We start from the raw sequence: 11,744 nt of genomic DNA, 5'->3' as shown, positions 1-11,744 counted from the left end.
TAAAAGACAAGTTACAAACAAGATTATAATGAATGGTTGTGAAAATATTTGCGGTCACAGCTCGAAAACTTCTTGGAAAAATTTAATAAATGCTCTAGCATAGAAGCTTGCCTATTTTTCCATTAAAATAACGCGCTGTTCTGAATCTCATAGTCTTTAATAAGGAAGTTGCACTTGAGTACTCACGATCCTTTACGTCTATTTTTTGCCGTCGAACTAAATTCCGAACTACGTCAAGCCTTATCTCAACTTATTGATGAACTTAAGCAAGAACCATGGGGGCACCGTGTTAGATGGGTACACCCAGAAAATTTACATGTCACCTTACGTTTCTTAGGTACAACTAATCCTGAAAAAATCTCAGAATTGGCTAAACATGCCTATAATGCAATTAATAAGATCGAACCCTTTCCTCTGCAGTTGCATAATATTCGTTTTTTTCCATCTCCTACGGCTCCACGCGCCATAGCCGCAGATATTATTCCTACTTCGGAGCTCTTTGAACTTGCCAACGCACTAGAAGAAGTTGCTTCGAACTTGGGCTTTACTCCGGAAACTAAGCCTTACCTACCTCATTTAACTTTAGGTCGGATTATTCACCATCATGCACCCAATCTACGCGAAGAATTAAATTTAAATACTAGCCCAATGATAGTAAAGGAAATTGTCCTATTTAATAGTAAAAAAACCGAATACAGTCAGAGTTATACGCCTCTCGAATACATATCCTTACAAAAAAGTAAAGAAAGCAGCAGCGCAGAGGTTTAAAATTTGATGGAAGAAGATGAAATAGAATTTTTTTGCTGCTGCGGTTTTTTCTGAAAATGGCGGAGAGGGTGGGATTCGAACCCACGTGGGACTATAAATCCCCATCCGATTTCGAGTCGGCGCCATTATGGCCGCTTTGGTACCTCTCCAATAAGTTTTCAGTATATTTGTCGCAGTTAAATAAGTGGCCGCTCAATTCGTCACCCTCTTCGCGACGCTTACCAAAAATCCTACGTTTGAATTTAATTAGTTGGTGGTAGCAAATCAGGTAGTCTGGTAGGACTACAGCCAACATTCCGAGGAATAATATATCTCTCTTCCCGAGGAATTTGTAAACCTGCAGGCACTTTCAACAACGGTAATTCTTGACTATTCAAATACTGCGAACGTTGTGTTTTTATATATTTATTAACTGAAGAACAAGCTGCTAAGTTTACAGTAAAAAAAATTAATATTAAATAAAATAGCTTAGTTCTCATCTTAAGATAACACCTCTAATAAATCGATAGTAGATTTTAAGTCAGCCTGCTTGATTGCTGACAGTATCGTTAAGGGTAGACGCAAATAGGGGGATGAAATCAAGCCTTTTTCCGCCGCTAACCATTTAACAGGTATAGGGTTAGTTTCAATAAATAAACCTTGATATAAGGGGCGAAGCTGTTTGTCTATTCTATCAGCAGCTTCCCAATCTTCCTTTTTAGCGAATTCGTAAAGATTATGCATCGTTTGCGGCACAAGATTTGCCGCTACCGAAATGACACCTTTACCGCCCATACGCATAATTTCTAGAGCGGTATTATCATCTCCGCTATAAACATCTATATTTTTACCACATAATTCTAAAATGGTTTTTGCACGCTCAGGTTGACCCTCCTTTATCCCTATAATATTTGCGACACCCGCTAGTCTAGCCACCGTTTCAGGCAATAAGTCACACCCCGTACGTTTAGGTATATTATATAAGATTTGGGGGATAGGGACTTTATCCGCTATTAGTCGATAATGCTGATAAAGGCCTTCCTGTGTAGGCAGGTTGTAATAAGGTGTCACCAATAGGCAAGCGTCTACGCCTATTTCCATAGCCGTCCTTGTTTGATCAATGGTCTTTTGTGTAGATTGGGTGCCGGTGCTGGCTATGATGGGGATACGTCGATGAGTTTGTTCAACGACTGTTTTTATGACATTATGCTGTTCTTCTATGCTGAGCGTTGACGCCTCTCCGGTGGTTCCTATGACGACGATAGCATCCGTACGTTGCGCAATATGCCAATCAACTAGTTTACGCAAACAAACATAATCAACATCTCCATTTTCTCGCATGGGTGTTATCAATGCGACTATACTGCCATGAAACATACTTTGCTTTCCTCTTGTTATCAAGATTATATACTCTTGGCACTTGAATAAGTGGTCGTGAACTCACTATCCTTTTCGCCGCACTGCCAAAAATCCAATTACTGTGAGTATGGTCTGCTCAAAAGATGATTTTTTAGGTTGAATGAAATTTAAAAACCTTCATTCTAAGGTCTGAAGTATAGAGAATATAAGCCGCCTATACTACTGGGAGAAATGGTAGATAAGCAAGTTAATTCCAGTGTAAGATAGCTTTAAAGCTAGGTCAGCTGATCTCTGTAAAGGGAGGCTCGTTAGGATTCAATCAAGCTTATCAAGGGAATTGCAACAGCAAGATTTAGTATTACATAAAATTTTGGACTATAAAGATAGGGCTAGATTATGTCTATTTTTGAACATACATCGCAATTAACACCGCTTAGAAATTGGCTGAAAGAGTCTTGTTCTCTATCTGACACAAGCTTTGAGCTACAACCATTAATTAATGACGCGAGCTCGCGACAATATTTTCGCTTGCGATTAGCTAACTCTAGTCATATTGCTATGATCGCCCCTCCAGATAAAGAAAATATAATTAACTTTGTTGCTATTGCCAGGGATTTTGCGCGCCAGGGCATCTATACACCAGAAATACTTGCTTATAACATTGAACAAGGATTTATGTTACTAAGTGATTTAGGTAATGATTTATATTTGAATATTTTAAATCCAAATACTGCTGATGATTTATATACGCGTGCTTTATCGGTTATCTATCAAATTCAAGTTTGCAATCCAAAACTTCCAAACAATCAAGCTTTAAATTTATTTAACGAAAAACATATACGTTTGGAATTTGACATATTTATTGATTGGTTTTTACACAAACATTTACAACTAAATATAACCAAAGAATTTAGCAATATACTCGAAAATGCTTTTAAAGTACTTATCGACTCGGCTCTCGAGCAGCCACAAGTCTGCGTTCATCGAGATTATCATTCCCGTAATCTATTGTTGTTAGAAAACAATAATGTGGGAGTATTAGACTTTCAAGACGCTGTTTACGGACCCATTACCTACGATGCCGCCTCATTATTACGCGATGCGTATATTGATTGGCCGAAAGAGCAAGTCGACAAATGGATATCAAAATTTTACGCTATGATTAATATAAGTCACCAATACTCTCAAGAAAAATTTGTTCGCTGGTTTGATCTGATTAGTCTCCAACGCCATTTAAAAATACTTGGTATTTTTTCACGACTTAATTATCGTGATAATAAACCACATTATTTATCAATGTCATCTCGCTTATTAAATTATATTAATAAAACTTGCGAGAATTATGCAGACCTCTTCGAATTTAAGGAACTATTGGAAACAAAGATTAAAACTAAATCGTATGAGAAAGAAAAAAAATGAAAGCGATGATACTTGCTGCCGGTCGGGGTCTGCGACTGCGCCCTCTAACGGATAAAACGCCCAAACCCTTAATAATAGTCGCAAATCAACCACTCATTGTGCATCAGGTATTAAAATTAGCAAAAATAGGCATTAAAGAAATAGTCATTAATGTCTCTTATCAGGCTAAACAAATTATAGACACGCTAGGCGATGGTCGAGCTTACGGTGTTAAAATTGAATATTCTTTTGAACCCACCGCGCTTGAGACAGGAGGAGGAATTTGTCAAGCACTAAGCATTTTGGGATCCAATCCATTTATTGTCATAAGCGCTGATATCTGGACAGATTTTTCATTGGAATCCTTATTATCACACTCATTAAATTCGTTTGCATTAGCCCATCTTATCTTAGTGGACAATCCAAGCTTTCATCCCCAAGGTGATTTTAATCTGACGCAAACTGGTTTATTAAACTTAGATGATACTTCAAATAAATTTACATTCGCTAGTCTTGGAGTTTATCACCCCGATATATTTCAAGGTAAATCAGGGGCATTTCCGCTATCATCGCTGTTATATGAGTATATAGCTGAAAAGAAAATTACGGGGGAATATTATAAAGGCTTATGGTTTAACATCGGCACGCCTACTGAATTGGAACGTCTCGACGATTATCTAAAACAAAAAAAGTAAATAAAGTTATGCAAAATTCTATTATCAGTTTCATTGGCGCCGGTAACATGGCAACTTGCTTAATTCAAGGCTTATTGAAAGAAAACTTTCCAGCCCAAAACATATGGGCAACCAATAATAATCTAGAGCAGCTGAATAAATTAAAAAATTTAAATATCAACCTGACTACTGATAATCGCCGTGCTGTACAAGTGGCAGACATTGTCGTTTTAGCTGTAAAACCTCAAATATTAAAAAGGGTTGCCATTGAAATTGCTGATTTGATACAAGCGAAAAAATCTTTAGTTATTTCAATTGCTGTGAGTATCGATATAAATAGTTTAGAACAATATCTATCCAGCAAGGCTTTGGCTATTGTACGTTGCATGCCCAATACGCCTGCTTTAATTGGTTGTGGAGCAACCGGGCTATTCGCAAATCAATGTTGTTCAAATACGCAAAAAGATGCCGCTGAATCTATCTTCCGCAGTGTAGGAACTATTGTTTGGTTACCTACAGAAGAACAAATCGACGTGGTTGCCGCTTTATCCGGTAGTGGCCCAGCTTATTTTTTTCTATTTATGGAAACCTTAGAGCAAGCAGGAGTTGAATTAGGTTTATCAAAAGAAAATGCAAATTTACTCACCTTGCAAACTGCATTAGGATCCGTTCGAATGGCTATGGAAAGTAAAAAATCACTGGCTGAGTTAAGAGAGCAGGTAACTTCACCAGGTGGCACGACTGAACGGGCATTAGAATTTTTAAAAAATTCTAATTTCTCCGATATTGTAAAAAAATCGCTTAAAGCAGCTAAAAGTCGCGCAGAAGAATTGGCAAAGGATCTTAAATAAATTTATATTAATATTTATTTAATATTTTTATTATTATAAATATCCATCATTTGTTTTTATGAAGCATGAAATTATCTCCTCAAGTCTGCAACCAACTTTTCCCTGGACAGTCAGTTGATAAAATCAGCCATTTAGACAGTGGAAAAATGGGTAGTGTTTATAAGGTTACACTAAATAATGGAATAATTCTTTGTGTTAAAATTTTAACAAAAAATCACCACTCTAAACAGCAAGATAGTAGTGGTTGGAAGTTGGCTTATAAGCATTTAGATTTTCATTTTAAATCTTGCGAAGATAATCAATATTTTTATTTTACTATTCCTTACTTTAAGGGCGAGCTATTTCATTACGCAAGTCAATATTCCCTTAGATCAAGACTTCAAATTATTCAGAATTTAATCAAAGCTACCGCTGCTATGCATAGCAAAGGACTTATTCATAGAGATTTAAAATGCAATAATATTATTATTGATAAGGAATCAGGAAATATAGTAAATATTATAGATTTTGGTAGAAGTATTAGTGTTTTTCAATCTATGGAAATTAAAAAAGGAAAAGAGAAAGAAATTTACGAAAAAGCAACGGCCGATATATCTGCACTACAATTACCTGGGCAAGGTACTGTCCCATCCAATATAAGAAGAATTTTCCAACCTTACACAGCACCAGAGTATTTTAAAAAACATTACTATCATGGGTCTACCATTGGATTTCGATCCGATTATTATTCTATAGCGCAATTATTCCGATTTTTAATTCCAGAATATTCTTATTTAGGCGATGAAGTCCTTAACACTGAAGGATTAGATCGTAATACAGCGTTTGCAGAATTTTCAAGGAAAATAGATGATATGATTATGGATAATATGTTTAACTTAAAATTTGATGAAAGTAATAATATCTTTTGTAACCCGTTTGTTCCTTTGTATAAAAAAATGATTTTTTTTATACAACAAATCCTAGATAGAATAATTACGCTTTCTTTTCAATACAAAACAACATCTAAACAAACTAATGCATGCAATGACCATAAAAATATTGCGCTCGGTTTTTTTAAAAAAAACACGCAAAGCGCCATGGCCACTAATTTAAAAACTGGCTACCCAAAAGATCCTACTCTTTATAAATAACCGGCCCAGCGTCTCGAATAGCAGGGCTCACATCAAACTGTTTAAAATTATTAATGAATTTATTAATCAGTTCGTGCGACTTAGCATCGTATTCATTAGCATTTTTCCAAGTATTTTTTGGGTTTAATAAATGACTCTCTACACCGGATAATTGTTTAGGAATAGAAAAATTAAACCCCAACAACAATTCTGATTCAGTTTTACCTACTTCATCATTCAAAATAGCTTTAACAATGGCGCGCGTTACGGGTATAGAAAAGCGCTGTCCTCCATTCCCATATGCACCGCCTGTCCAGCCAGTATTAACTAGATATACTTTGGCATGACTGGTTTTTAAGCGCTTAATTAATAATTCAGCATAGACTTTTGCCGGTCTCGGGAAAAATGGTGCACCAAAACAGGTGCTAAATGTAGTTTTAATGGGTTCTGTTTGACCCACTTCCGTGCTACCCACTAATGCGGTATAACCACTTAAAAAATAATAAGCCGCTTGTTCATGATTCAAACAAGCAACCGGCGGTAAAACACCATATAAATCGCAACAAAGAAAAATGACCGCATCCGGTAAGCGAGCAACACGATTGGCATGAAGCCGAGACTTAATAAAATCTAAAGGATAGGCTACGCGGGTATTCTGAGTCAGGCTTGCATCTTTGTAATCGGGCTCTAAAGATTTAGGATCTAACACTACGTTTTCCATCACAGCACCATCTCGGATAGCATCCCAGATTAAGGGCTCACGCTCCTTAGATAAATCGATACATTTGGCGTAACAACCACCTTCAAAATTAAATACACCCGTTTCGCTCCAACCATGCTCATCGTCGCCAATCAAAAATCGATCTGGATCAGCGGATAAAGTTGTTTTACCTGTTCCTGACAATCCAAAAAATAAAGCGACATCACCTTCTTTTCCTACATTAGCAGAACAATGCATAGGCAGAACATCTACAGCGGGTAATAAATAATTCATTACTGAAAACATGGCTTTTTTGATTTCACCCGCATATCTATGTCCACATAATAAAACTTTACGTTCAGCAAGATGGATAACTAAAGTGGCATCACTATTAACCCCATCGCGTTGCGGATCGGTTTTTAAACCAGGAACACTTAAAATCGTCCATTCTGGCTTACCGATTTTTCCACAAAAATCGTCAGTACGAATAAAAAGTTGCCGAGCAAATAAATTATGCCAAGCATATTCAGTAATGACCTTAACAGGTAAATAATAGGTTGGGTCAGCTCCAACTTGTAGATTAGAAATAAATAGATCAACTTCTTTGGCATACTGTTCAGCACGCTGCCATAAGGCATGAAAACGATCTTCCGAAAAAGCTTGATTAATAGAATCCCAATCGATGTCATTTTCACTATTAGGTTCGGCTACTATAAATTTATCTTTAGGGGAACGCCCAGTTCGTTTGCCCGTAGAAACTGACAGAGCGCCATTCGCTGCAATGACACCTTCTTTTCGTTCTATAGCATGGTTGATCAGCTCTTCTGCAGATAAATCAACAAAGATTTTCAATGAATTTTTGGATTGGACGGCTGACATAGCCTACACTCCTTAACTTAACAGAAGCCGGCATGTTAACACAGATAAAATGGCAATTACATTCCAGACTAGGCCTTTTGCATTAAGGGCGCATTCTATAGGCAAAAACATCTGGTGACTCATCTGATTGGTGTGGCTGTGGTGGTAAAAAAGAGGTTTTTGCAGGAATAGACGATGAAATCAAATAGAATACGATGTTAAATAATAACAGCATAAATTCTCGATAACTGTTTAATATTAGATTTTTAACCTTACTTTTAGTCCTAGGATTTTCAAAAAGTTTAGGTAAAGCATATCTTAATTCAGGGGATAAAAATTTAGAGAATTCAGGATGCGAGCTTCTCGAACTCAATTCATATAATTGGCGCTGTACTTTTAAACTTACATCTTCTTTAGATAATTTTTTTGTCTCAATTCCCTTAGATTCAGAATTTAATACAACCGTATGCTTTACTGTAAATTCTATTAAATTTGCGGCCTGCTCTGAATTGAAAAATAATTGAAATACTTCATTTTTTGATTCTTCTTCTAATTGCAAATCTGTTTTTCCACGGTCTGTCGAAATTTTATCACTCAATAATTTCCTTATAAATTCTTGAAAATAAGCTATTTTATTTTTTTCTGCTTCTTCTAAAGCTAAACTTTTTAATTCGCCATCTTTACTACAAGCTATTTTCACAATCGGTTCAGGTAAAAAATCCAATTTTATTATCTTAAAATTCTCCGTAATTACCAACTTTTCAGAACTAAATTCACAAGTAATATGATGTTTGTGACCTTCGTCTACACTAGGCACAAAACCTAATCCAAGTAGACTTGTAGTTAAGAAAGTTCTACCACCATAAAACATCCCACCTTGATGAAAATTCAGCAATAAAAAATCCTGAATTTCTTTATCAGTACTTTTAATTCTAGCCAAAAAAAATTCATCTGGATCGGGCTCTATTGTAATTGACTTTCTATGCGATGTTCGCGTCTCTAGGTTACCTTCAGCAACTGTTGGCGGAGAAGCTTTTACATAGGACCATTCTCCGGATTCATCCTTAATTGTTAAGGCATAAATTCTTTTTAAATCCATCGCAACTTGCGCTTCTCCCCCTATATTACTGGGGTGTGCAAAGGATTGCAGTGCTGCAAGACACTCATCATCAAAGCTTAATTCGATCATATCTTCGAACATTTGAAATTTCTTTTCTATTTTATGAAAAATAATTCATAATAAAGTTAATTACAGTATATTTTGATTAAAATCAAAACAATTATCCCAAAATCCACTTACATAAGTAAATAGAACGCTTAGATGGTAAAATCACTTGAATTGATTGTGTTAAGTTAGCACAATAACATTAAGCCAAAATTAAACATGACTATGAATTTATCAAAACCCCGCTTACTCACTGGCGATACGCCCACAGGAAAACTCCATCTTGGCCATTGGGTGGGTTCTCTCGCTTTACGGGTGGGCTTACAAAAAAGCTATGATTGTTACTTCATCATTGCTAATATCCATGCGTTTACTACACGCGCGGAATTTCCCGAAGAAATTCGCCAAAATACCTTAGAGATTGCGTTAGATTACCTAGCTGCGGGCATCGACCCTAAGCAAAGTCATATTTTTATTCAGTCTGAAATTCCCGCCATCGCTGAACTTACCTGTTTCTTCAGTATGCTGATTTCTTTTCCTAGAGTCATGCGCAACCCAACTATTAAAGATGAAATCCGCCAAAAAAATCTAGGTGATAATTATCCTTTTGGCTTTTTACTGTATCCAGTCGGGCAAGTGGCGGATATACTGAGTTTTCGTCCTGAAATTGTACCCGTTGGCGAAGATCAAATCGCTCATTTAGAATTAGCTCGCGAATGTGCGCGTCGCTTTAACCAAATTTATTGCGGTGTTGATCCACAAACCAAAGACGAAGATTATGTCGCAAGTGGCGGATTATTCCCTATCATCCAAGCAAAACTCAGTCCTGTGCGACGACTAATCGGAACCGGCCCCCCTAATGCGGATGGAATATTACCCAAAATGAGCAAATCTTTAAATAACGCCATTTATCTTAGCGATGATGCTGATACGATCAAGAAAAAAGTAATGGGAATGTATACTGATCCACATCGTTTACGAGCTACGGATCCGGGGACTGTTGAAAATAACCCTTTATGGATATTCCATGACGTATTCAATCCTGATAAAGAATGGGTTATTGAAGCCAAAGATAAATATCGTAAAGGTCAAATCAAAGATGTGGAATGTAAACATAAACTAATCGATATCTTGGTTGAAATAACTCAACCCATACGAGAACGCCGAAAGGTCTATGAAAAAGACCCTGCCGAGGTTTTACGGATTTTAAAGCATGGCACGGAGCAAGCTAATAAAATTGCTGAAGACACTCTAATCAAAGTTAAAACCTTTATGAAACAAGATTACTTCAAACGTATTGTTAAGCTAAATACCGAATAACAAATCAATGTTAGGCAACAGGCAAAGTAACTCCTCTTTGACCCTGATATTTGCCTTGACGATCTCGATAAGAAACTTGGCAAACCTCATCGGATTCTAAAAATAACATCTGTGCTACACCTTCATTAGCGTATATTTTAGCAGGCAAGGGCGTCGTATTGGAAAACTCAAGCGTAACTTGGCCTTCCCATTCTGGCTCTAAAGGCGTGACATTAACGATAATTCCGCAGCGTGCATAGGTGGACTTGCCCAGACAAATAGTGAGAATATTCCGTGGAATACGAAAATATTCGACCGTATGCGCTAAGGCAAAAGAATTGGGGGGAATAATGCAGACATCATTTTTTACATCGACAAAACTACCTTCCGAAAAATTTTTCGGATCGACAATAGCAGAATTGATATTCGTAAACACACGAAATTCATTGGCACAACGTACATCGTATCCATAACTAGAAACGCCATAAGAAATGATCCGTCCAGCCGCGGTTTGGCGCACCTGCTTAGCTTCAAATGGCTCGATCATATTGTACTCTTTTGCCATGCGGCAAATCCATGCATCGGATTTTATAGACATAATAATTTTCCTAAAAAGACTCTTCGCACTTGACATAGTCTGCGTTGCCGCTCAATTCGCAGTTTATTTCACGGCGCTCACAGAAAATCCCATTGCTGTGAGTATACTATTTATTTTCAATGACAATTTTTGGAAATCGAAACGCTTTGGATTTGGGTTGGTTCAGCTGTTCAACGATTTTTCGGGCTATTCCTCGATAGATATCAGCGATAGCACTCTGTGGTTCCGCAAGAAAAATAGGTCTACCCGAATCGGCTTGTTTACGAATCCGACTATCTAAAGGTAAAACACCTAATAGGTTAATGTTACATTCTTTAGCTATTCGTTCGCCGCCGCCATCACCAAAGATAGATTCCTCATGACCACATTTCTTGCATACATGCGTACACATATTTTCGACTACGCCCAATAAAGGTACTTTTACCTTATTAAACATACCTATGGCTTTGCGCACATCCAACAAAGCAATGTCTTGAGGCGTCGTTACTATCACGGCTCCGGCGAGGGGAATTTTTTGAGTTAAGGTCAATTGGATATCGCCCGTACCCGGCGGTAAATCCACAATCAAATAGTCCAAGCTATCCCAGTGCGTGTCATTTAATAATTGTTGTAAAGCGCCAGTCGCCATAGGACCACGCCATATCATTGGAGTATTCACATCGATTAAGTAGCCGATAGACATAGATTGTATGCCATGGGCATATACAGGCTCTAAGGTTTTACCGTCCTTGCTGGTTGGCTTCTCACTCACACCTAACATCTGCGGTTGATTCGGACCATAAATATCCGCATCCAGTATCCCAACTCTAACGCCTTCCTTTTCCGCAAGCGCCAATGCCAAATTAACCGCAGTCGTTGACTTTCCAACTCCCCCTTTTCCAGAGGCAACCGCAATAATATGTTTGACCCGATCAGTAATTTTTAACATAGCATTTTAGAATTATAACTTGACGTCACTCCTAGCAAAAAGGCAGAATCTAGAAATC

Annotated in this window: 12 protein-coding genes and 1 tRNA gene; 6 read left to right on the top strand and 7 right to left on the bottom strand. The window is 37.3% G+C overall.

Annotated elements, in window-relative coordinates:
- Positions 1–174 precede the first annotated feature (174 nt).
- On the top strand, positions 175–768 hold the full coding sequence (gene thpR / locus AAHF87_RS05365) for an RNA 2',3'-cyclic phosphodiesterase (protein ID WP_342147491.1): 594 nt from the start codon (positions 175–177) through the stop codon (positions 766–768).
- 57 nt (positions 769–825) lie between these two features.
- Here the strand turns inward: thpR and AAHF87_RS05360 are convergent.
- The 3 genes from AAHF87_RS05360 to dapA form a co-directional block, all read right to left on the bottom strand.
- Positions 826–917, bottom strand: a tRNA-Ser gene (locus AAHF87_RS05360).
- Between the two features lie 93 nt (positions 918–1,010).
- Entirely contained in the window at positions 1,011–1,247 is a 237-nt protein-coding gene (locus AAHF87_RS05355; RefSeq protein ID WP_342147490.1) for a hypothetical protein, read from the bottom strand.
- A gap of 1 nt (position 1,248) precedes the next feature.
- Positions 1,249–2,124: a 4-hydroxy-tetrahydrodipicolinate synthase gene (gene dapA / locus AAHF87_RS05350; protein ID WP_342147489.1), complete on the bottom strand. Its 876-nt coding sequence runs from the start codon at positions 2,122–2,124 to the stop codon at positions 1,249–1,251.
- A 378-nt stretch (positions 2,125–2,502) separates the two neighbouring features.
- On the opposite strand from dapA, the gene AAHF87_RS05345 reads away from it, so the two are divergent.
- The 4 genes from AAHF87_RS05345 (at position 2,503) to AAHF87_RS05330 (ending at position 6,159) form a co-directional block, all read left to right on the top strand.
- Complete coding sequence (locus AAHF87_RS05345; RefSeq protein ID WP_342147488.1) at positions 2,503–3,525, top strand: aminoglycoside phosphotransferase family protein; 1,023 nt, start codon at positions 2,503–2,505, stop codon at positions 3,523–3,525.
- On the top strand, positions 3,522–4,199 hold the full coding sequence (murU, locus tag AAHF87_RS05340) for an N-acetylmuramate alpha-1-phosphate uridylyltransferase MurU (protein WP_342147487.1): 678 nt from the start codon (positions 3,522–3,524) through the stop codon (positions 4,197–4,199). Before AAHF87_RS05345 ends, murU begins: the two co-directional genes overlap by 4 nt.
- Positions 4,200–4,207: 8 nt before the next feature.
- Positions 4,208–5,029, top strand: coding sequence for a pyrroline-5-carboxylate reductase (gene proC / locus AAHF87_RS05335; protein WP_342147486.1), 822 nt, complete (start codon positions 4,208–4,210; stop codon positions 5,027–5,029).
- Between the two features lie 65 nt (positions 5,030–5,094).
- The gene (locus AAHF87_RS05330) at positions 5,095–6,159 is read left to right on the top strand and encodes a protein kinase domain-containing protein (protein ID WP_342147485.1); all 1,065 of its coding nucleotides are present in this window, start codon (positions 5,095–5,097) and stop codon (positions 6,157–6,159) included.
- On the opposite strand, the gene AAHF87_RS05325 is transcribed toward AAHF87_RS05330, so the two are convergent.
- Complete coding sequence (locus AAHF87_RS05325) at positions 6,143–7,717, bottom strand: phosphoenolpyruvate carboxykinase (protein ID WP_342147484.1); 1,575 nt, start codon at positions 7,715–7,717, stop codon at positions 6,143–6,145. The genes AAHF87_RS05330 and AAHF87_RS05325 overlap by 17 nt on opposite strands.
- An 82-nt stretch (positions 7,718–7,799) precedes the next feature.
- Positions 7,800–8,897, bottom strand: coding sequence for a hypothetical protein (locus AAHF87_RS05320; protein ID WP_342147483.1), 1,098 nt, complete (start codon positions 8,895–8,897; stop codon positions 7,800–7,802).
- 183 nt (positions 8,898–9,080) lie between these two features.
- Between AAHF87_RS05320 and trpS the strand changes: the two genes are divergently transcribed.
- Entirely contained in the window at positions 9,081–10,181 is a 1,101-nt protein-coding gene (trpS, locus tag AAHF87_RS05315) for a tryptophan--tRNA ligase (RefSeq protein ID WP_342147482.1), read from the top strand.
- 10 nt (positions 10,182–10,191) lie between these two features.
- Here the strand turns inward: trpS and dcd are convergent, their stop codons facing one another.
- Together dcd and apbC are read right to left on the bottom strand one after the other, a co-directional pair.
- Entirely contained in the window at positions 10,192–10,758 is a 567-nt protein-coding gene (gene dcd / locus AAHF87_RS05310) for a dCTP deaminase (protein ID WP_342147481.1), read from the bottom strand.
- 106 nt (positions 10,759–10,864) lie between these two features.
- Entirely contained in the window at positions 10,865–11,686 is an 822-nt protein-coding gene (apbC, locus tag AAHF87_RS05305; RefSeq protein ID WP_342147480.1) for an iron-sulfur cluster carrier protein ApbC, read from the bottom strand.
- Between the last annotated feature and the right edge of the window lie 58 nt (positions 11,687–11,744).

It is taken from the genome of Rickettsiella endosymbiont of Aleochara curtula (assembly GCF_964030935.1).
Classification (GTDB): Bacteria; Pseudomonadota; Gammaproteobacteria; order Diplorickettsiales; family Diplorickettsiaceae; genus Aquirickettsiella.
The sequence above is the reverse complement of the archived record's forward strand: the minus strand, read 5'-3'. Positions and strand labels throughout refer to the sequence as shown.

Bases quoted from the DNA above. Each gene is read 5' to 3' on its own strand.
- AAHF87_RS05325 (WP_342147484.1), bottom strand. From the start codon at position 7,717: ATGTCAGCCGTCCAATCCAAAAATTCATTGAAAATCTTTGTTGATTTA.
- proC (WP_342147486.1), top strand. From the start codon at position 4,208: ATGCAAAATTCTATTATCAGTTTCATTGGCGCCGGTAACATGGCAACT.
- AAHF87_RS05320 (WP_342147483.1), bottom strand. From the start codon at position 8,897: ATGTTCGAAGATATGATCGAATTAAGCTTTGATGATGAGTGTCTTGCA.
- trpS (WP_342147482.1), top strand. From the start codon at position 9,081: ATGACTATGAATTTATCAAAACCCCGCTTACTCACTGGCGATACGCCC.
- murU (WP_342147487.1), top strand. From the start codon at position 3,522: ATGAAAGCGATGATACTTGCTGCCGGTCGGGGTCTGCGACTGCGCCCT.
- AAHF87_RS05330 (WP_342147485.1), top strand. From the start codon at position 5,095: ATGAAATTATCTCCTCAAGTCTGCAACCAACTTTTCCCTGGACAGTCA.
- dapA (WP_342147489.1), bottom strand. From the start codon at position 2,124: ATGTTTCATGGCAGTATAGTCGCATTGATAACACCCATGCGAGAAAAT.
- AAHF87_RS05355 (WP_342147490.1), bottom strand. From the start codon at position 1,247: ATGAGAACTAAGCTATTTTATTTAATATTAATTTTTTTTACTGTAAAC.
- dcd (WP_342147481.1), bottom strand. From the start codon at position 10,758: ATGTCTATAAAATCCGATGCATGGATTTGCCGCATGGCAAAAGAGTAC.
- AAHF87_RS05345 (WP_342147488.1), top strand. From the start codon at position 2,503: ATGTCTATTTTTGAACATACATCGCAATTAACACCGCTTAGAAATTGG.
- apbC (WP_342147480.1), bottom strand. From the start codon at position 11,686: ATGTTAAAAATTACTGATCGGGTCAAACATATTATTGCGGTTGCCTCT.